This window comes from Syntrophales bacterium, from assembly GCA_023229765.1.
Lineage (GTDB): Bacteria > Desulfobacterota > Syntrophia > Syntrophales > UBA5619 > DYTH01.
Genome location: JALNYO010000052.1, coordinates 1 through 20,416, shown reverse-complemented (window position 1 = coordinate 20,416; position 20,416 = coordinate 1). Strand labels below are relative to the sequence as shown.

Annotated in this window: 19 protein-coding genes; 8 read left to right on the top strand and 11 right to left on the bottom strand. The window is 50.8% G+C overall.

Translation table 11 applies throughout. The annotated features are described in order from the left end of the window. The first annotated feature begins 835 nt into the window (after positions 1–835). From M0P74_16830 to M0P74_16820, 3 genes are all read left to right on the top strand, one after another. A complete protein-coding gene (locus M0P74_16830) occupies positions 836–985 on the top strand; it encodes a hypothetical protein (GenBank protein ID MCK9365253.1) in 150 nt (49 codons plus the stop codon). Then, the gene (locus M0P74_16825) at positions 982–2,253 is read left to right on the top strand and encodes a hypothetical protein (GenBank protein ID MCK9365252.1); all 1,272 of its coding nucleotides are present in this window, start codon (positions 982–984) and stop codon (positions 2,251–2,253) included. Before M0P74_16830 ends, M0P74_16825 begins: the two co-directional genes overlap by 4 nt. Positions 2,254–2,343: 90 nt before the next feature. Then, positions 2,344–2,490, top strand: coding sequence for a hypothetical protein (locus M0P74_16820; GenBank protein MCK9365251.1), 147 nt, complete (start codon positions 2,344–2,346; stop codon positions 2,488–2,490). A gap of 408 nt (positions 2,491–2,898) precedes the next feature. Here the strand turns inward: M0P74_16820 and M0P74_16815 are convergent, their stop codons facing one another. After that, complete coding sequence (locus tag M0P74_16815; GenBank protein MCK9365250.1) at positions 2,899–3,417, bottom strand: GNAT family N-acetyltransferase; 519 nt, start codon at positions 3,415–3,417, stop codon at positions 2,899–2,901. Further along, positions 3,405–3,686 carry a DUF1778 domain-containing protein gene (locus M0P74_16810; protein MCK9365249.1) on the bottom strand — a complete coding sequence of 94 codons (282 nt, stop codon included), beginning with the start codon at positions 3,684–3,686 and terminating at the stop codon, positions 3,405–3,407. The genes M0P74_16815 and M0P74_16810 overlap by 13 nt, the downstream gene beginning before the upstream one ends. 336 nt (positions 3,687–4,022) lie before the next feature. Between M0P74_16810 and rfbB the strand changes: the two genes are divergently transcribed. The 3 genes from rfbB to M0P74_16795 all read left to right on the top strand — a co-directional run bounded on the left by rfbB (position 4,023) and on the right by M0P74_16795 (position 6,633). Further along, positions 4,023–5,087, top strand: coding sequence for a dTDP-glucose 4,6-dehydratase (gene rfbB / locus M0P74_16805; GenBank protein ID MCK9365248.1), 1,065 nt, complete (start codon positions 4,023–4,025; stop codon positions 5,085–5,087). A 19-nt stretch (positions 5,088–5,106) separates the two neighbouring features. After that, the gene (locus M0P74_16800) at positions 5,107–5,916 is read left to right on the top strand and encodes an enoyl-CoA hydratase-related protein (GenBank protein MCK9365247.1); all 810 of its coding nucleotides are present in this window, start codon (positions 5,107–5,109) and stop codon (positions 5,914–5,916) included. A gap of 201 nt (positions 5,917–6,117) precedes the next feature. Then, complete coding sequence (locus tag M0P74_16795) at positions 6,118–6,633, top strand: ferritin family protein (GenBank protein ID MCK9365246.1); 516 nt, start codon at positions 6,118–6,120, stop codon at positions 6,631–6,633. A 269-nt stretch (positions 6,634–6,902) separates the two neighbouring features. Here the strand turns inward: M0P74_16795 and M0P74_16790 are convergent, their stop codons facing one another. Both M0P74_16790 and M0P74_16785 read right to left on the bottom strand, forming a co-directional pair. Beyond that, positions 6,903–8,915, bottom strand: coding sequence for an ABC-F family ATP-binding cassette domain-containing protein (locus M0P74_16790; GenBank protein ID MCK9365245.1), 2,013 nt, complete (start codon positions 8,913–8,915; stop codon positions 6,903–6,905). Between the two features lie 194 nt (positions 8,916–9,109). Next, positions 9,110–10,468 (bottom strand): tetrathionate reductase family octaheme c-type cytochrome, encoded by a 1,359-nt coding sequence (locus M0P74_16785; protein MCK9365244.1) that lies wholly within the window; start codon positions 10,466–10,468, stop codon positions 9,110–9,112. 226 nt (positions 10,469–10,694) lie between these two features. Between M0P74_16785 and M0P74_16780 the strand changes: the two genes are divergently transcribed. Continuing rightward, the gene (locus M0P74_16780) at positions 10,695–11,969 is read left to right on the top strand and encodes a CBS domain-containing protein (protein MCK9365243.1); all 1,275 of its coding nucleotides are present in this window, start codon (positions 10,695–10,697) and stop codon (positions 11,967–11,969) included. A 30-nt stretch (positions 11,970–11,999) separates the two neighbouring features. Further along, positions 12,000–13,280 (top strand): Nramp family divalent metal transporter, encoded by a 1,281-nt coding sequence (locus tag M0P74_16775; GenBank protein ID MCK9365242.1) that lies wholly within the window; start codon positions 12,000–12,002, stop codon positions 13,278–13,280. A 267-nt stretch (positions 13,281–13,547) separates the two neighbouring features. Here the strand turns inward: M0P74_16775 and lepB are convergent, their stop codons facing one another. The 7 genes from lepB to queA form a co-directional block, all read right to left on the bottom strand. Then, the gene (lepB, locus tag M0P74_16770; protein ID MCK9365241.1) at positions 13,548–14,159 is read right to left on the bottom strand and encodes a signal peptidase I; all 612 of its coding nucleotides are present in this window, start codon (positions 14,157–14,159) and stop codon (positions 13,548–13,550) included. A gap of 79 nt (positions 14,160–14,238) precedes the next feature. Then, on the bottom strand, positions 14,239–14,751 hold the full coding sequence (locus M0P74_16765; protein MCK9365240.1) for a DUF456 domain-containing protein: 513 nt from the start codon (positions 14,749–14,751) through the stop codon (positions 14,239–14,241). A 2-nt stretch (positions 14,752–14,753) separates the two neighbouring features. After that, complete coding sequence (gene secF / locus M0P74_16760; protein ID MCK9365239.1) at positions 14,754–15,665, bottom strand: protein translocase subunit SecF; 912 nt, start codon at positions 15,663–15,665, stop codon at positions 14,754–14,756. Between the two features lie 63 nt (positions 15,666–15,728). Then, positions 15,729–17,330: a protein translocase subunit SecD gene (gene secD / locus M0P74_16755; protein MCK9365238.1), complete on the bottom strand. Its 1,602-nt coding sequence runs from the start codon at positions 17,328–17,330 to the stop codon at positions 15,729–15,731. A gap of 132 nt (positions 17,331–17,462) precedes the next feature. After that, complete coding sequence (gene yajC / locus M0P74_16750) at positions 17,463–17,792, bottom strand: preprotein translocase subunit YajC (GenBank protein ID MCK9365237.1); 330 nt, start codon at positions 17,790–17,792, stop codon at positions 17,463–17,465. 30 nt (positions 17,793–17,822) lie between these two features. After that, a complete protein-coding gene (tgt, locus tag M0P74_16745) occupies positions 17,823–18,959 on the bottom strand; it encodes a tRNA guanosine(34) transglycosylase Tgt (GenBank protein ID MCK9365236.1) in 1,137 nt (378 codons plus the stop codon). Continuing rightward, the gene (gene queA, locus M0P74_16740) at positions 18,956–19,993 is read right to left on the bottom strand and encodes a tRNA preQ1(34) S-adenosylmethionine ribosyltransferase-isomerase QueA (GenBank protein ID MCK9365235.1); all 1,038 of its coding nucleotides are present in this window, start codon (positions 19,991–19,993) and stop codon (positions 18,956–18,958) included. Before queA ends, tgt begins: the two co-directional genes overlap by 4 nt. Positions 19,994–20,416 lie beyond the last annotated feature (423 nt).

Genomic DNA, 20,416 nt, shown 5'->3' with positions numbered 1-20,416 from the left:
TAAGATTCTGTTGGACCAGAACAATGAAATAGATATTGATTACCGGGTGGTTGTGAATATGTCCAGATATCTTTCCTATGGTGAGCGGATGGATGAAATCATAAATGAAGGGGACACTGTCCATATAATGACAGTGGGCTGTTGAGGGTAGTTTCATACGCAGTCTGGATGACTGCAAAAAACAGCGAGGCAAAGTCAAACCTTTGGAATCTTCAGCCTTTGCTTCTGTGGGATGATGCTCCGTCCACCGCCATGACGATGAACTGATCTGGGTGTCAATAAAATGTCAACCTTGAAAAAATGCTTGCTTTCGACCGGAAATAGTGGATATTACTTTTTAAAAAGGTGGGTGCGGTGATTTACGTATAGCTTCCTGTAAGTGAGCGTCCAATGATTTTGACTGGCATGCTTTATTTCGAACGATATTCAATAAGCCCGGATCATTTGGCCGGACACCATGAAGTCAGGTTCATAAGCTGCATGGCTCCATTCGACGTATCCCTCAATATGATGAGGTTCCGCCAAATCCTGAGGCCAAACGAATAATTTCATGGTTTTGCACTGTTCCCTCCTGTTGATCTAATCTGCCGTTATCAATGATGAATCCAATATTGTAATTTTCTTTTGCTTGTTGGCAAGCAACTTGCGTTTATGATTTGCAAGATCAAGGGCCAATACCATCACATCAAGTACGAATGACTAGGGGAAGGTACGTTTTTTTCGGAGTGAAAGGTAAGGTCAATGGCAGTCCCGGCATAACGTTTAAGAAACTTTGCTTCGCCGAAAAGGGTTATCCAAACCCTATTCCGGTTTTGTTAGGAGTAGAGAGGTAGTCATGGAGAAGTATGAAAATTTACGAGAGAATGCTATGAAGGAACAAATGAAAGAGCTACAAAAAATTAAACGGATAGGGGAAGTCCTATCGCGACGCTTAGTCGAATCAAGTTATGACACAATTGCCGGGGACGAGGAAACGCAGTCATGAAAGGATTCTTGCGGGGGTCACTGTTGGCAGCCTTGTTGGGAATTGCACTCGCACTGGCCGGATGTGGCGGCGGTAGCGACGGCAGCACACCGTCGGACGTCACGGCGCCGACCGCCGTCGTGCAGCCTTTGCCGTTGCCGGGTCCCTATGCGGTTGCGTGCAGCAACGTTGTCCAGGATTTCAGTCGAGTGGGTGCCGGCGAGGATGTGACGAACTATTGGGAAGGTATGCCCTCGGACAACGGGCCGCGTTATGTGACCGATCTGCTGGCGGACCCGGATAATACGCTGATCGCCACGGTGACCGCGCCGCAGGACTCGAATCTCTATGGTGATTTTGCCGGACAGGAGGTCAAGTTTGTTGTGATCGCGTGCTACCCCACTACGGCCGACAACCCCCGTCCCGACTATCCCCTCAATCCGCCGCAGACCGACAGGGTTGTGCCACACATGCAGACCGGATCGGATGCGCCGTTATTTGCGGACGCCTCGGTTCGTTATCCGGTGGTTGCGTTTTCGCATGGCTACATGGGCAGCCCGATCTCCTCCGACGACTACATGTTGGCACTGTCCGTTTGCGCGAGTTACGGTTACGTTGTAATCTCCCCGTTTCACGGGGACCTGCGCTTTTCCAATCTCAAGATCGACAATCTCAACGACGCCATTGCCGTGGCGTCGCACTTGGACAACTTCACGGCGATGCAGGCACTGCGACCGCTTTCGATATCCGCGGCGCTCGACCTCGTTCTCGCGCATCCGCAATGGAAAGATCACATCGATGAGACACAGATCGGCGGTTTCGGTGCGAGCATGGGCGGCCAGACAATGCTGCTGTTGGGCGGCGCCGGTCTCACGACCTCATACTTTGACATCGGGTCGTCGTGGAAACAGGTCACACGCGATCCGCGGCTCAAGGCGGCGGTCGGCTACGTGCCGTATTTCGGGCAGCCGATCCTGCCAGCATTTGGACGCGACCAGCACGGGCTCGACGGCATCAATCTGCCGTTCCTCGGCATCAGCGGGAAGGCGGACACGACCGCTCCGATTATCGAAGCGAGGATCGGCATGTCGCGCCTCACCGGGACCCGCAGGCTGGTTGCACTCTCGGGCGTGACACACGGGTTCGACGATGCCTCGAAAAACGACATCTACACGTGGCTGCTTACGTTCCTCGACGCGGAAGTCCGTGGCAACCCGGAAGCGATCAGCCGTCTTTCCACGATGGGGAGTGTGGCGGGCGGAGGCGATGACAGCGTCTGGCTCTACTAAAACGGCCTGCTATCGATGTGACGAGGGAGTGACGGCGAATTTACGGATAAGTGGTGTTTTCAGCTCGCGCGAAAGAAAGGAAAAACTGATATGAATATTTTTTCCATCAGTGGTAAGAGTCTCATCGCCGTATTGGTGATGATCGCCCTAATTGTGGGACTATCGGGCTGTAAAGAAGGCCCGGTGGAGCGCGCCGGCAAGAAAGTTGATAAGGTTGTAGAAGACATTAAGAAATAGTAGCCCTGGCAAAAAAGATAGGCCAAGATATAAGCCGCTGCGATACCGGCCTTTCCCTTCGTTCCCTTTAATATGTGAGAGGCGAGAAACGGCAGATGCTGGCTTCCATTGAGTTGGCCTTACATAAGCACATTATAATTGGTAATCCTCGCCTTAATTCGACATCGAATGTCATTGACTCGGTGAAGACAATTTCGAGGGCATCTCAGCTTTATTACGGACGCGTTATTGATTACCAAAAGTACTCCGCTATACAAACGCATTTTTCTCAAACGTTTACAGCAACAAATACAATTGTCAATGATCGGCATAATGGAGCCATCAATTTTAGCGCCTCGATCGGATCAGGTAGGGGAATGTGGTTGTTCCCGGCGAGAGAAAGAATCCTCCGCTGCAAAACGATAAAATTCAAGACCCCATACTTTTGTTATTACAAGACAAGCGAAGTGTTTCAAGGGGCAAAAATAATTGCATCGCGTAGCCTGGGAGTGCAACAAAGCCGTATTTTTCGTAGAATTTATGTGCACGTTCGTCTTTTGCATCAACAAACAAACCTGTCATGCCGGCTTGCTCTGCAATTAAGACCGTTCGATGGATTGCTTCCGATAGCAGCAAGCCGCCATAACCCATTCTCTGGTATTTTTTTGAAACAGCAAGTCGCGCAAGACGAACGGCAGGAAGCTCATGCTGTGGATATTTCTTTGCATATGCCGTGGGAAGATGCTTCGTCCTGACTTCGCAAAGCGTGAGAGTAAAATACCCGAGGATTGCGGCAGGGTTTTCCTGATCAGACAGCACAAAAGTCCTTGAAATCCCTTTATCGGCATGCTGCCGGGCCGTTGCCTTGAGAAAGGAATTCAGTTCCGGAACACCGCAATCAAACCCGGATCGGTCGTGATGGCGCGCAAGGGCAACTATCTCCGGCACAAAAGCGCCTCTCTTTGCTGCATAGCCTCTTTCAAACAATCATTCGGAGCGGGTGGATTCTCGATGAGGCCAAACAGAGTCTCCGCAGCCTTGGTAGAGAGGGTGATGACCCGCTCCCTTTCAAGAATATCGTTGGCTCTGTCCAAGGCGGACTGGACAAGAAATTGGTTGAGCGTCGCCCCAATAGCCTGGGCTGCCGCAGCTATTCTCTCGTACACATCGAGAGGCATTCGGGCGGGGATCCTTTCTTCGATTTTGTTAAGCGTCATGACACACCTCCTCCTTTGCCGATTGAATAGCATAGTGACGCCAAAATGGCAACGATTTTTCGGAGGAGATGGTGCGGATATTCGGGGGACATAATAACAATAAAAGGCATTGACCTGCGGGGAATCGGGATTGGAAAATTTGTATAACGTCACCCGGTAACTCCTCAACGCTCAGGTCGTCTGCCGCATATGTCAATTTTGTTGACGATATTGATTGACAACAGCGCAAAATAAAATATTATGTCGGACGAAGGTGATGCTCTCGTTAAAATACGCAGTCATCAACCTTTGACCCCCTTTCCGGGGGCAATTAACCGGCATCAGAAAAGGGGGACAATGGACAGCGAAAATCTACTGGTAACAGGGGGATGCGGATTTATCGGGAGCAACTTCATCCGCTATCTGCTGGCAAACGATAATTTTCACGGGCGGATCGTCAATGTTGACTGCCTGACTTATGCAGGAAATCCGGAAAATCTCCAGGGGCTCGTTGAGCAATATTCCGGCAGATATGTCTTCGAAAAGGCGGATATCTGCGATTTACCGGCAGTTCGGAGCATTTTTTCACGACAGGCAATCGATTCGGTCTGCCATTTTGCCGCCGAGTCGCATGTCGATCGTTCGATAAAAAGACCGGAGGCGTTCATCCAGACCAATATCAATGGTACATTCAATCTGCTGGAGGCTGCACGGGAAACTGCCTCTTCCGGAAAATTCTATCTCTTCCATCACATCAGTACCGACGAGGTCTATGGCAGTCTCGGCCCGGATGGTTATTTTACCGAGGAGACACCGTACCGTCCGAACAGCCCCTATTCCGCATCGAAGGCCTCGTCCGATCACCTGGTGCGCGCCTATCATGAGACGTACGGACTGCCGACAACGATATCCAATTGCTCAAACAACTACGGCCCTTATCAGTTCCCCGAAAAGCTGATTCCGCTGGTTATTCTCAATGCCCTGGAAGGAAAGGCGCTGCCCGTTTATGGAGACGGAAAAAATGTTCGCGATTGGCTCTACGTCACCGACCATTGCGAGGCAATTGCGGAAATAATGGGAAAGGGACAGCGGGGCGGGACATACAACATCGGCGGACATGCGGAGATGGAAAACATCGCCATTGTCGAGATGATCTGTGATCTTTTAGACGAATTTTCGCCTGCCGGAAACCCACGCCGGGGACTTATAACCTTTGTGAAGGATCGCCCCGGACATGATCGCCGCTACGCGATTGATTTCTCGAAGCTGCATCGGGAACTGGGTTGGTCCCCGCGAGAGTCGTTTGCCACGGGGCTGAGGAAGACAGTTTTGTGGTATCTCGAAAACCGGGGCTGGGGGGAGAGGATTCGCAGCGGCGCGTATCTGAACTGGATTCAGGAAAACTATGGAAAGCGGCCGTAGGTCGCCGGGGAGGCAATGAATGGCGCTTAATTGCGAAAAAGAGGGACATATTGTAAAGGTTGGCCTGAACCGTCCGAAGGAGAAAAACGCACTCGACCCGCAGATTCTGATGGATCTGCACCGGGCGTGGCAGGAGATCAATGCCGATGACGAAATCAGGGTCGTCATCCTCTATTCCTGTCTCCCGGATATCTTCTGCTCGGGGATGGACCTGGGCTCGGCGATCCCGATTCTGACCAAGATGCGGGAACCTCAGACCGAAGCGGAAAAATGGTTTGACGAATTCGGAACTCAGGTTGCGGAGGCCATGTTGAAGCCGAACATCGTAAAAAAGCCGGTCATCGCGGCGGTAAACGGTTATTGTCTGACCGGCGGCTTTGAGATGGTGATGGGCGCCGATCTGCGCCTTGCCTCCGCGGATGCGGTTTTTCAGATGCGGGAGGCGAGTCTCGGGATTATGCCGACAGGCGGTTCCAATGTTTACCTGCCCCGCATCCTGACTCCCTGCCGGGCGATGGAGGTGCTTTTGACTGCGGACAATTTCAGCGCCCATACCCTTTATAACTGGGGTTTCCTCAATCGCGTTGTCCCATCCGGCGGGCTGATGGAGGCGGCGCTGGAGATGGCCGAAAGAATAGCGGGCAATGGGCCCCTGGCAGTTCAGGGGATCGTGCGCTGCTTTCGGGAGAGCATGGACATGAGCTACCGGGAAGCCTTCCAGAAGGAGCTGGAAATCGGAATGCCTGTCTTCAGCAGTCTCGACGCCCGGGAGGGGATTAAAGCCATGAAAGAGAAGCGCAAACCGGATTTCTCTGGCAAGTACCGATGATTTTTATAACGGTTCACGGTTTACGGTTTGCAGTTGACCGTTGGCGAAAACCTGAACCAGCCGAAGCTGGACACATGTTTTCAGCGGGCGTGGCGACTTTTCACGGGATTATTATTGTTGCGGGCTAACAGATTATCGTGTAGAATCCACGAAGTTACGGTGAAGCAAAAGAAATAGTTACGTTGTCGGGAGGAGCAGGTTATGGAAGAACGATTGAATGCACTGGAAATGGCGCTGAAAAACGAAATGATGGAACGTGATTTTTATCTTAAGAATGCCGCAAGAACGTCAAACCCGCTGGGCAAGGCGATGTTTGCGCAGATTGCCGAAGAGGAGCTTGAGCATTACGAGCGCTTGTTTCAGCTTGCCGAAGTCTGGAAAAAGGATCAGAAATGGCCGGAAACTGTTTCGCTGCAGGTGAAAAATTCTGCGGTGAAAGCGGTTTTCGGAACGGCGGCAAAGGGGACGGCAAACGGCAGCGGCGCTGAAGACGACTTAAAAGCCGTTCGCGTTGCCATTGATTTCGAGGCAAAAGGGGCGCAGTTCTATGCAGAGCTCAGAGACAAATCGGTGGAGCCGAAAGAGAAGGCCTTTTTTGAGCTGCTGGCGAATATCGAGCATGAGCATTTTACCTCCCTAAAGGACACGGAAGAGTTCTTTGTCAATCCGGGTGGGTGGTTCCAGAAGCAGGAATCCTCCGGCCTTGACGGGGCATAGCCGCACATGAAACATTCATGATGGCGCGACCCCATCCCCACCCTGGCCCTCCCCTTGAAGGGGAGGGAAGTTGGATGCAATAATGTTAAACATTTGCAGAGGTATTTTCAGGGGAAAATGTCACTGTCGGCATGAGACTTGAAAAATGCCCCCACGCTGTCATACCGGCGAAAGCCGGGGTCCAGAAGATCTTGAAAAGACTGGATACCGGCTTTCGCCGGTATGACGATTTGCCGAATTTTAGGAGAAATTCAAAGCTTTCGGCATCTTTAGGCGGGGGAGGGTAGGGGCGATGATTCTTCCCACGCCTCTATTTTTAGGGTGAGATCGTTCCATGCATAGTAGAGGTCTTCCAACGCCCCGTCAATAGACCTGAGTTCGAGGTTCATCTGCTTGACAAGTTCTGGCTGCTGATATATTTCTGTCTGGCAAAGAGCCTCCTCGGTTTCCCGTTTTTTTTTCTCAAGGAGAGAGATTTTTGTCTCTGTTTTGACCAGTTCCTTTTTGAGACTTGCGGTTGCCTTAGAGATGCGGTTTCTCTCCTCAGCCTCTGAGCGTTTTTCCTCTTTGGTCTTTTTTGCCTTTATTTCGCCTCCCGTTTGAGCGAGTTCCACCCCGGCATTGCTTTCCGTTTGCAGGGGAGAAGCGGATGGAATAGAAGACGGCGCGGACTCCAGTTCCTTTCTTTTTTCAATGAACCACGAGTAGTTGCCGTTGTACTCATGGCAGATGCCGTCCTTGAGTTCAAATACCCGTCCCACGAGGTTGTCGAGGAAATAGCGGTCGTGGGAGACGATCAGGATGGTTCCCCCGTAACTCAACAAGGCGTTCTGAAAGACCTCCTTGGTCTTGATGTCGAGATGGTTTGTCGGTTCGTCAAGGATCAGGAGGTTTGTGTCTTCGAGGAGTATCTTCAACAGGGCGAGACGAGATTTTTCGCCGCCGGAGAGGACGGATATCTTCTTGTAAACGTCATCGCCGGAAAACAGAAATGCGCCGAGAAGGTTGCGCCGCTCCTGGTCGTTGCTTCTTGTGCCGACGAGATTGACCTCTTCCCAGATCGTTCTGTCGTAATCAAGGTTCATCGCGCTTTCCTGAGAGAAAAAGGCTGTTTTGACATTCAGGCCAATGGCTATATTTCCGGAGGACGGTTCTTCGGCGCCGCTCAATAGGCGCGAGAGAGTGGATTTGCCGGCCCCGTTCATTCCCACGACTGCGGCTTTTTCCCCGCGATAGAGGGTAAAATTGAGATCGTGAAATACAGCATGATCGCCATACGCTTTGGCCAGGCCGCTGACCGAGAGAACCTCCTTGCCGCTTTTGGGGCTTTCAGGAAAGCGGATCGCAACGGTTTTTCCTTCCCCTTCCTCGCGGAGGGAGTCGAACCTCTCGAGCATCTTAAGGCGGCTTTGCACCTGATTGGCCTTGGTGGCCTTGTAACGGAACCGCTCCACGAAGTCCCTGATCCGTTTGATCTCCGCCTTCTGGAGCTCCATCTCCTTTTTCAGGGCCTCTTTGCGGCGCTGCTTCTCCTTGAGATAATATGTGTAATTTCCTTTGTATATTTCGAGCTTTTGGCCGGTTAGCTCGGCGATGAAACCGGTTACTTTGTCCAGAAAAACGCGATCATGGGCGATCGTAATGATCATGCCGGGATAGTCCTTAAGCTGGCTTTCCATCCATTCCATGCTCTCCGTGTCCAAGTGGTTGGTCGGTTCGTCGAGGAGCATGATATCCGGTCGGGACAGCAGGATGACGGAAAGCATGATCCGCATTTTCCAGCCGCCGGAGAAGTCGGCGCAGTTCTTGAGAAAATCAGTTTCCTGAAATCCGAAGCCGGCGAGCATCTGCTTTGCCCGGGCCTCGAAGGCATAGCCGTTTTTCGCATCAAAGAGGGCCGTACTTCGTTCGTAATCGGATAAAAGTTTTTCGTGATCATCGTCATTGCCGCTGGAGTTGGAAAGGGCTTCTTCGCAGAGTTTCAGCTCCTTTTCCAGATCGGAGACGCCGCTTTTAATCCGGACAAATTCCAAGAGGGGAATGGGATCAAGTTCCACAAGATCCTGCGGGAGGTAGCCGATGGTCGCCTTTTTGCGGTTGGATATTTCTATTGAACCCTTGTCCGGCTCAAGGATGCCGGCAATTATCTTCAAGAGGGTTGTTTTCCCCGCCCCGTTGTCGCCGACAAGACCGACCCGGCTGCGGTCCGGGATTGTCCAGTTGAGATTGTCGAAGATCTTCCGGTCGGTAAAGGAAAGGCTTAACTCTTTGATGTAAATCAAGTATTCTTAATCTCCCGAATGAAATAGTATGGCAGATCCCCTTTGTAAATAAGATGATCGCGTTTTTGAATGCAAATTCATTCGGCGGGGCTTATAGCAGGCGCAGGCTTGGCGGGCAAGGGCGGTTTTTAAATTGATAATAATTCCAGCGGACTTCCCGTTGGCAGGGGAAGCCCGCTGGAATAAAATGGGGTTTATTTCTTCTTTTTCAGGATCGGGTCATTTTCATACCCCAGCGCTTTCCAGTCAAGCTTCCCATGGGAGCCATGGCAGGCCGTGCAGCGGAAAGCCTTCTCTTTGGGGGCAACCATGTGGTTGACGGGCAGCGCCATACTGGTTTCCACAAAGCCGTATTTTCCACTGTAGGGCTGGCCGCCGGCCTTCATTCCTTCTTCAATCGCCTTGTCCCAGTTGAAGTCTTTCCAGTAGCCGTTAAATAATTTTGCAAAAGCCATGGTGTTATTGCCGGAGTCATATGGCTGTTTCCCCCGCATGACCTTGAAGGGCATGAGCTTGGAATTCTTATCGAAACGATTGCCCTGCGGGCTATTTAATTTGACAACCTTGGCCGGGTTGATCTTGTCGCCGGGAAGAATTCTATCGGCCTTGCCGTTGTACCAGAGCAGTTCCGGAGCAAAGTTTTTGTTCCATTTGAATTCTCCTTTTATTTTCAGATAATCATCCATGCCGAAGGCATCCTTCTTCGGTTTGATGTTTTTGCCGGCTTTTGACCAGTCCCACCAAACCTTGGTAGGCAGGCTTTTGGCGATCGTCGGGATGTGGCAGGTCTGGCAGGCTACCTTTTTGATGTGCCTTTCCACAAACTGATTTTTATGAATTTTGGCATCACTATGACAATCGGTGCAGGCGATGCGCTCAGCGTTGCTATCGGCAACCGTCAGGGATTGTCCCTTTATTGCGTGCTTCTCGGCCGAGTGACATCCGGTGCATTCCATCTTTGCCTGGCCGCCCATGTGCACATCAATATCCCCGGTCGGATTGGTCAGGGAGGAGTCCAGATCGCCGTGTTTAACATGATCGCCGCCGCCCCCGTAGAAGTGGCAGGAGCCGCACGATTTTCGCGAAGTTGCCCCTACTTTCTGGGCGAGCTTTGCCAAATCGAGCTTCGGATCCGGCTGAACGGCGGGAGACACCTTTTTGTAGGTGCCGGTTGTGTCGTGGCAGGCGAGACAATCGACATTTTCGGCCTTGGAAAAGTCGTAGCTGCCATCCTTCCAGTCGTAGCCGGCATGACAAATGGTGCAACTGGGCCAGTTGCCGGGAACGGCTAAGCAAAAGTTGTTGATGACGTTCTTCTTGCCTAACTCCATCTTCTTTCCGTTTACATTCTGTTCTTTAGACCATTTCCAGTGCGTTGTCTTCATTAAATCAGCGGCTTCCTTGTCGTGGCACTCCAGGCATTTTGCGGTAACCTCCTGGCCGTTTTTAAAAGCGGCGCCTTCGACAAACTGGGCGTGGTCAACCTCGGCGAAGGCTGTGGAAGCTGAGACTGCGCCTAAAAGGGCCGCCACCGCAACAATCTTAATTCTCATAATAATTCCCTCCCTCCATTCATTTGTAGTTTTCAATAGCTTTTGGAGTGTTAATTTGGGAGTTTCTGAACATATATTAGATAATTATGCAAGAAAAAATGTTTTTTCTTAACTTGGGATTACGGACGTCAAAAGCGTATTCAGAAATAAAAGCAGCGTTGAAAAAGATTGCTTGAATATTGGAATAAATGCTATACGCGGTCGGAATTTGGAGGCGCCTATAATCATGGCAAACATGATCCCTAATCAGCAGAATTCGGAACTCTTTATATTTTTCAGCGAATTGCTTGGGAAAAAGATAATTGATCCGAGGGGAAATTCTGTCGGCAGGCTCCTTGACCTGATCGTGAATATTGACGAAACGTATCCTCATGTTACGGGTGCGAGGCTGCGTCTGGAAAAGAACAGGAAAATCCGTTTATTTTCGAGTCAGGGCTTTTATTTTACGGATGGTCATTTTACGGCAAGCTTTGCAGACGATGATTTACCTCCGGATAAGGAACTTGCTGCCAGCGAACTGATGCTCAAAGAGGCGCTTCTGGATAAGCAGGTGGTTGACACCGATGGGGCGAAAATCAGGCGCGTTAACGACCTGCAGTTTCTGATAGCGAATAACGAGCTATACCTTGTTCATGTAGATGTTGGTTTTCATGGACTTTTACGACGTGTTGGCCTTAAACCTCTGTTCGGTTTTGTCCTCCGGGCCCTTTTTGATTATGAGATGTCCGATCAGCTCATTTCTTGGAAATTTGTGCAGATGATCTCCTCTCCGGATCTGTTGCAATTGACGATCGCCCAGAATCGTCTTGGCCAACTGCACCCAGCAGATCTCGCTGATATCATTGAGGACCTTGATATCCATCAGCGCAAAGCCGTCTTTAACGCGCTGGACGTCGAAACAGCGGCGGAAACGCTCGAGGAGACTGATCCTAAGGTGCAGGTTAGTCTGATTGAAGGTCTTTCCACCGAAGATGCATCCGATATTATTGAGGAGATGTCTCTTTCTGAGGCAGCCGATCTCCTTGGCGATCTTTCGCCGGAAAAGGTCGAAGGCATTCTGAATGAAATGGAAAAGGATGCGGCCGATGACATGAAGGAACTTCTCGCCCATCCGGAAGAGAAGGCCGGTGGGTTGATGACCACAGCATATCCCAGCTTTTCCCCGAACTGTACCGTCGCGGAGGCTCTGCAAGCCATTCGCGCTGACGCCGACGATCTCGATCTTATTTACTATAGTTACGTTGTGGACGAGCAAGAGCATATCCTCGGCGTGGTTTCCCTGCGGGAGCTCCTTGCGGCAGAGCCGGAAGCTTCGCTCTCCGGGATCATGGATACGCGTGTAATCTTTGTCAATGTTGAAGAAAAAAAAAGGCAGATCGCTGACGATTTTTTCAAGTACGGCCTTTTGGCAATTCCGGTTGTAGATGATGATGAACAGCTCAAAGGCGTTATTCTATTCAAAAATCTCCTTGAAGTAATAGCGGCGAAACTGGGAAGATAGCACCAAAATGGATGAGGAAGGCGCTGAAGGATGGGCAATGCGGTCAACAAAAGGGTTAGTGGCTTTTTGCACGCATTTTTCGGCGCGGGCCGCTGGCGGAAGCTTTGGCTTTTTTTCGCCCTCATTGGGCCGGGAATCATTACTTCCAATGTTGACAACGATGCCGGCGGAATAACAACCTACTCGCTGGCCGGCGCCGATTACGGCCTTTCGCTTTTGTGGACGCTCATCCCGATTACCGGGGTGCTGATCGTAATCCAGGAGATGTGCGCCCGGATGGGGGTGGTTTCGGGCAAGGGTTTATCCGACTTGATACGGGAGCGTTTCGGGGCGCGGATTACCTTTTACCTGATGATCGCCCTTTTTCTGACGAACCTCGGCAACACGATCTCCGAATTTGCCGGAATCGCGGCGAGCATGGAGATTTTTGGCGTCAGCAGATATATATCCGTGCCTGTGAGCGCGGCTTTTGTCTGGTGGCTGGTGGTGAAAGGGAATTACAAATCCGTCGAGAAGGTATTTCTCTTTGCCTGTGTTATTTATTTTTCTTATATAATTTCAGGCTTTATGGGAAATCCTGACTGGAGTGCAGTGGGATCAGCATTCCTAACCCCGGTATTCAGAATGGATGCTGGTTTTCTGGCGATGGTTGTGGCGCTTGTCGGAACGACGATTGCCCCCTGGATGCAGTTTTACCTGCAATCGTCCGTTGTTGACAAGGGGCTGAAGGCCGATGACTATCCCTTTACCCGGCTGGATGTGATCTTTGGGTCGATTATGGTCAACGTGATCGCGTTTTTCATCATTTTGCTTTGCGCGATGACGCTCTTTAAAAACGGAATCAGAATCGAGAGCGCTGTTGACGCCGCTCAGGCTTTAGCCCCGCTTGCGGGGGAGTACGCGGCGCTGCTTTTCGCCTTTGGGCTTCTTAACGCATCCTTGTTTGCCGCCTCGATACTGCCCATTTCCACCGCTTATACGATCTGCGAGGCCTTCGGCTGGGAATCGAGTCTTGACAGAAAGTTTCTGCAGGCCCCCCAGTTTTACAGCCTCTACACTTTGATGATTTTTCTGGGCGCGGGAATTATTCTTCTTCCAGACATGCCGCTTATTGGCATCATGTTTTATTCACAGGTCATAAACGGGGCGCTGCTGCCGGTCATTCTTGTCTTCATGCTGCTTTTGGTAAACGACAAGCGCATTATGGGAAAGTATGTCAACGGCCCGATAATGAATGTTATTTCCTGGCTTACGGTTGCCGTATTGACTTTATTATCACTGGCAATGATCGGTTTCTCTTTGTTTGGTTGACCTTCGGAATAGAGAACAGCTCCTGATACTGCCGAAATTCAGAGTAAACAGTTCACGGTTCACAGTTTACGGTTCACGGTTAAAAAAACATAAGGATCAGCAGTTTAAAGATAGCGAAGTTTGGCAGCCGTTCCATGAATTAAGCTAAGCGTCGCTTGACTCGAAAAGTCAACCATCCGATAAAGAGGCCAACCGTCAACCGTCAACCGGTAACCGTCAACCGGTAACCGTCAACCGGTAACCGTCAACCGTCAACCCCGTATTGTGTCAGTTGAGTATTTTCCCGATTCTGTTCCAGCGCACGCTGTTGTTTTCACTGTCCCACGACCAGTAGATGACCAGCGCCTTGCCCAGTATATCCTGTTGACGGACGAATCCCCAGAAGCGGCTGTCATAGCTTTCATCCCGGTTGTCTCCCATCACGAAAAATGAGTCCTCAGGCACTGTCACCGGGCCGAAGTTGTCGCGGGGCTGGACGGCGCCGGGGATGACTATATTGTCCACATGCTTTCCGTATGTGTCATTCCAAGGAAGGTTGTTGATAAAAACCTGCTTGTTCCGCACCTCTATCGTGTCCCCGGGAAGCCCGATCATCCGTTTGATAAAATCCTTGGATCTGTCTTCAGGATAAATGAAAACAACTATATCGCCCCGTTTTGGTTTGCCGAGCGGAATCAGAGTTGAGCGTATTAACGGCAGCTTAACGCCGTAGTTAAATTTGGTTACCAGCAGATGGTCGCCGATCAGCAGGGTCGGTTTCATGGAGCCGGAGGGAATCTTGTAGGCCTGAACGACGAATGTTCTTACGAAGAAGGCGATTACAACCGCTAAAATGATTGCCTCTAAATATTCCCGTAATTTCGATTTTTGCTTGGTCATCTGTTTTCCTTGCATTATAGATAATTTATAATAACTCGATGCACTATTCTAAAATCTATTTGCCCGTGCCGGCAGGCATTTAATTATAGACGCCCGTGAGGGTGATCACGGTCATTGCAAGCGCGAAGGCCCCCTTGACGCAGATGCCGGCCGCCCTGCCGACAATACTACCCCAGGCGGCCCGCAACGCTGGTTTCAGATTAAGCTGCTGGAGAAGCTCTACGGTAAAAACGCCGACAAAACCCCCTAAAAAGGCCCCCAAAACGGCCCCTAACCCCAGCATGACTGGAGACAGGAGAATGGCCCCGATCATGCCTCCCAGAAAAGAAGCCAGGAGAGATTTTTTTGAGGCGCCGAATTTTACGGCGCCGGCCATGCCGATCGCAAAATCGGACAATTCGGCCAGGATGGAGAGAATAAACAGTACAATCAGGATTTTTCCGCCGATTCGGTCAAAGCCGGTAAACGCGGCATAAACAGCCGCGTCGATCAGGATGACCACCGTCCCGGGAAAGCCGAAAAGGATAGAGAATATCCCCAGCAGCAAAACCAGCATGAAAAAACCTGTTCCTAAAAGCTCAATCGGCGTCAAGGCTATTTTTTCCTTTTAAGCCCGGAAGGCCGGATTTTTTCAAAAAGCAGCACGATCGGACTGGCAATAAAAACTGTTGAATAAACGCCGGATACTGTGCCGACGATCAAAGCGAAGGTAAAATCATGGATAACCTGCCCGCCGAAAAAGAACAAAACCAACAGAACAATAAAGACCGTAAACGAGGTCAGGATCGTTCGGCTGAGTGTCTGGTTGACGCTGGCATTAATAATATCGTCCAGTGATTGTCTTATGTTTTTACGGGCATTTTCGCGGATCCGGTCAAAAATTACGATGGTGTCGTTGATCGAGTACCCGATAATGGTCAAAAGGGCGGCAACGATATTCAGGTCAAATTCCTTGTCGAACAGCGAAAGGAAGGTTATCGTTATCAGGACGTCGTGGACAAGGGCGATGATTCCCCCGAGGGCGTACCGGAACTCGAACCTGATTCCCACATAGACAAGTATTCCGATCCATGAAAAAATGATTGCCAGTATCGCCTTGCGCGTCAGATCTTTGCCGACCTTGGGGCCTACCATCTCGATGCGCCGAATCTCGTAATTGCCGGCGCCGAAGGCGGTTTGCGCGGCCTTTTCGACGTCAGTGGTCAGGCTTGCCGCATTCTTTCCTGTTTCAGGGGTTCTTACCATAACCTCGAGGGGACCGTAATCCTGAATGATGCTTCCTTCAAACCCGGCTGACTGGAAGGCGCTCCGAATCTTGTCGGTATGGGTAGCGTTTTTGAACTTTATCTGAATAAGGGTCCCGCCGGAGAAATCAATTCCGTAATTGGGCCCCCCATGCCATATCAGTGATGCAATCCCTATTATAATAACCGCCAGTGACAAAAACACCGTTGGTTTCATCAACTTTACAAAATTATAATGGGTTTCTGATTTTAATATTTCCATTCCGTTCTCCTCATTATCAATATCTTTCCGTTCCCTTAATGTCGGTGCAGTCTTTCTGTTTGCCTAAATGCTGATCTTCTCAATCTTGCGATTCCAGACAAAATAGTCAAAGATAATTCTTGTCACAAAGACTGCGGTGAACATGCTGACCAAAATGCCGATTGTGAGGGTCACGGCGAATCCCTTGACCGGTCCGGTGCCGAAACCGAAGAGGAACAAGGCGGCAACGAGGGTCGTAACATTGGAGTCGAAAATGGTTAGAAAGGCTTTTTGGTAGCCTGCCTCAATTGCCGCTCTGGGAGTCTTGCCCGTGCGGAGCTCCTCTTTGATTCTTTCGTTGATCAGGACGTTTGCGTCAACCGCCATTCCTATGGTGAGGACGATTCCGGCAATGCCGGGGAGGGTCAGCGTTGCCTTGAATGCAACCATGACGCCCAATAACAGCAGCATGTTCATAGCCAGTGCGACGTCTGCGACCAGGCCGGTAGCTTTGTAATAGGCTATCATGAACAAAAGAATCAGGATTCCCGCAATGACGCTTGCCCAGGTTCCCTTGTCGATCGAATCCTGTCCCAGGGAAGGACCAACGGTTCTCTCTTCGAGGATAGTGACCGGAGCGGGAAGGGCGCCGGCGCGGAGAACGATCGCCAGATCGCTTGCCTCCTCCATCGTAAAAGAGCCGGTAATCTGTGCTTCACCGCCGGAAATTTTCTCCTGGATGACCGGCGCCGAGTGGACCACGCCGTCAAGGACGATGGCCAGACGTTTTTTTACGTTTTCGCCGGTAATCCGTTCAAATTCCGTTGCGCCTTGAGAGTTGAATTTAATTGATACATGCGGTTCGCCGAAGCGGTCTCCGATCTGCACCTTCGCGCTTTCCAAGGCATCTCCGGACATCAGCGTCCTGTTTTTGAGGAGAAGCGGAATCTCGTTTCTCCGTCCGGATGTTCGATCCAGACGAGATTCAGAGGCTATTACATCACCCTCCGGAATATTTCCCTTCAGCGCTTCGTCAAGGCTATTCTCTTCGTCAACAAGTTTAAACTCCAAAAGGGCCGTCCGGCCGATCAGGCTTTTGGCCCTTGCCGTATCCTTGATGCCGGGAAGCTGCACGATGATGCGATCGGCCCCCTGGGGAATGATTTCCGGCTCGGTAACGCCGAACTGGTCAACCCGGTTGCGAATGGTCTCCAGACTTTGCTCGACCGCCATTTTTTTGATTTCGAGGGCGCGTTTATCCTTGATTTTGACGGTTGCGATTCCCTTGCCTTCAACCGTGCCGGAAGAGGCAACCTCAAGATCCGGGTACTGTTTCGCAAGAAGGCTGTCAAAGGCATCCCGCGCCGGGGCATCCGGGAACTCAAAGGCCGCGTTTCCTCCGGCGGCATTTGTGGTCAGCTTGAAGCGGATCCTTTTTTCCATCATGTTTTCTTTGAGGTCATTAATTGACCTGGCCAGCGTACTTTCCACTGCCTTTGCGGCATCTACCTCCAGAACAAGGTGCATCCCCCCTTGCAAATCAAGGCCAAGATGGATTTTGTCCATGGGAAGATATTTCTTCCAGCTTTCGGGCAGAGTGGTGGAGAGCGAAGGCGCCAGATAGACAAGCGCCGCCAGACAAAGCAAGATGACGATGGCGGCTCTTATTCTGATGCTTTTCAACATGGTTTACCCCTTTCAATTTTCGGCTCTCGGCGATCGACGGCCGGCGTTATAAGCCGCTGTTTTGTTAAGCTGTCTGTTGTCAGTTTTCAGCCTGAGACCTGAAGGCGATCACCGAAAACTGACTGTTGATAATTATTCCACGGAAGTCGATTTCTGAAGAACAGCGGAGATGAAGCTGCGGTTGACCTTGATCTTCACCTTGTCGGCAATTTCCAGGGTGACTACCGTCTCCGTCAAACCGGTCACCTTGCCCTGAATGCCGCCAGAGGTCATCACGGTGTCTCCGTGCGCCAAATTAGCGATCATATTCTTGATTTCTTTCTGTTTCTTCTGCTGCGGCCTGATCATCAGAAAATAAAAAATCCCGAAAAGCACCGCCATCATTATGATGAAGCTGATGTCGCCTCCTCCGGCGCCTCCTCCACCCCCGGGCGGGGCCATCGCAAATGCTGAATTAATCACAGTAAATACCTCCTTTAGTAATTGGATTGGTTAATTTATGTTGTTTTCGCTGCCTATTGCATTATCAATGTTTCGTGTTGCGAGAAAAGCACGGCGGAATTCCACAAACCTTCCGTCTTTGATCGCCGCTCGTATGTTTTCCATAAGACGCAGATAATACCGGAGATTGTGAATGGTGTTCAATACCATTGCCAGAATTTCCCCGGCGACATAAAGATGCCGCAGATAGGCGCGCGAATAATTTTGGCAGGTATAACAATCACATCCACTTTCAATTGGCGAACTATCCTCCCTGTAACGGGCGTTTCTTATAACAACCTTTCCCTCGTTTGTAAACAATAATCCGTTGCGCGCCGAACGGGTCGGCATAACGCAATCGAACATGTCGATCCCCTGGAAAACCCCTTCCACGATATCCTCGGGGGTTCCGACTCCCATAAGATAGCGAGGCGCTTCCGGCGGCAGCAGGGGGGCCGTTGCGGCAAGGATTTCCAGCATCAGCTCTTTAGGCTCGCCCACGCTGAGACCGCCGATGGCATAGCCGTCAAAACCTATATTCCGCATATCATCAACTGCCTGGCGGCGGAGGTCTGGGTAAAAGCCTCCCTGGACAATCCCGAAGAGAGCCTGCTCCGGATTTTTCTTTGCTTCCCGGCAACGTTTTGCCCATTGGGCGGTGCGGCGTAGCGCCTCTTCCGCCTTTTTTCTGTCTGCAGGATAGGCGATACACTCGTCGAGGCACATCATGATGTCACTGCCGAGCGCTTCCTGAATCTCCACCGCCTTTTCCGGGCTCAGAAAATGTTTTGAACCGTCGATGTGCGACTGAAAAACCGCCCCGTCGTCGTTTGTTTTGCGGAGGGCGCCGAGGCTGTAAACCTGAAAGCCGCCGCTATCGGTCAGGATTGGCCCTTGCCAGTTCATGAACTTGTGGAGACCGCCCAGGGTTGCGATCAATTCATGGCCGGGCCGCAAATAGAGATGGTAGGTGTTGCCAAGGATGATATCCGCCCCGAGGGAGTGAACCTGTTCCGGCAAGAGTCCCTTAACCGTTCCCTGGGTACCCACCGGCATAAAGGCGGGGGTTCTTATTTCGCCGTGAGGGGTTGCGATATTGCCGAGCCGGGCTTCACACCCGGGATCTGTGTTTATCAATTCAAATTTCATATTATCAGCATGCAATCGCCATAGCTGTAAAAACGGAACCTGTTTTCAACGGCCAGGCGGTAAGCCTCCAGAATTAACTCCCTGCCGGCGAAGGCGCATGCCAGCAAAAAAAGAGACGATTTCGGTAGATGAAAATTGGTTAAAAGGGCATCTACGCGTCTGAATTTGTAACCAGGGTAGATATAAAGACGGGTGGACCCGTTTAGGGGTTTTACCCGGCCGTTCTCATCGGCGGTGGACTCGAGAACCCTTGTCGAGGTGGTGCCCACGGCAATCACCCGTTTTGCCCCGTTGATCATTGCGGCTGTCTCAGCCGATATTGAAAAATATTCCTCTTCCATTACGTGGTCTTCCACGTTTTCGGTTTCAATCGGGACAAAAGTCCCGTAGCCGACGTGCAGAGTAATGGGGGCGATTTTCACCTCGCGTCTGTTCAGTGCCGCCATAACTTCGCTGGTAAAGTGGAGGCCTGCCGTCGGCGCCGCCACAGAACCCGGTTCTTTTGCATAGATGGTCTGATAGCGTTCCAAGTCTTCCTGGGAGCGAGTTCCCCCCCTCTTTCGCTTTATGTAGGGAGGCAGGGGCGCCCTGCCGCAGCGGAGAAGAAAATCGTCGAAAGGCATGTCCGTGATGAATTCCATAAGCCATTGTTTTTCGGAGAGGCGCTGTAATATCCGTGCGGAACACCCCTCTGCCAGAAAGAACGTCATTGCGGGCGCCACCCTTTTGGCGGGACGCAGCATTGCCTTCCAGACCTCTTTTTTACCCTCCGACTTATCCTTTGCTAACAAAAGGATTTCAATGAGCGCCCCTGTTTCCTTCCTGCCGGTCAAACGGGCCGGGAAAACCCGGGAGTCATTGATTGCCAGAGCGTCTCCTTCAGCAAAATAATCCGGAAGATCCCGAAATTCGTGGAATTCAATTTCTTTTGTTGTTCTGTTTACAACCATCATCCGGGATTGATCGCGAACCGCCGCAGGTTGCTGGGCGATGAGCTCTTCCGGCAGGTCATACGAGAATTCTTCAAGTTTCATCTAAATCGGCGCCGCCTGTTTGCAAAGTTGCGGGAGATAAACAGAAACTTGATCGAAAGTCAATGAAATAAAAGGCGGAGTTTTAAAAAGTATTTCATGCTGGGAATGAGGGACCTTATCTTTTTGTCGGATTTCATAATTTGTTGCGGCGTTTGCGTCAAGATAAATGGCGGTAAAAAAGTTCTTGACAGTTCCGAGGGGTTGCTGTTAGACACTCTCCGCACATATTTACAATACAATAATGCATTGGTTAGCAGAACTGCCGTATCTAAAATATTAATTTGTTCGTTTGAGGTAATTGCAAAACTCCGTGTCATGCCCGAATGCTTTTGTCGGGCATCCATGATTTCAAATAGTTAAAAACTGGATTCCCGCCCAGAAGCGTCGCGGGAATGACAGCGTTGGGAGTTTTGCAATTGGCTC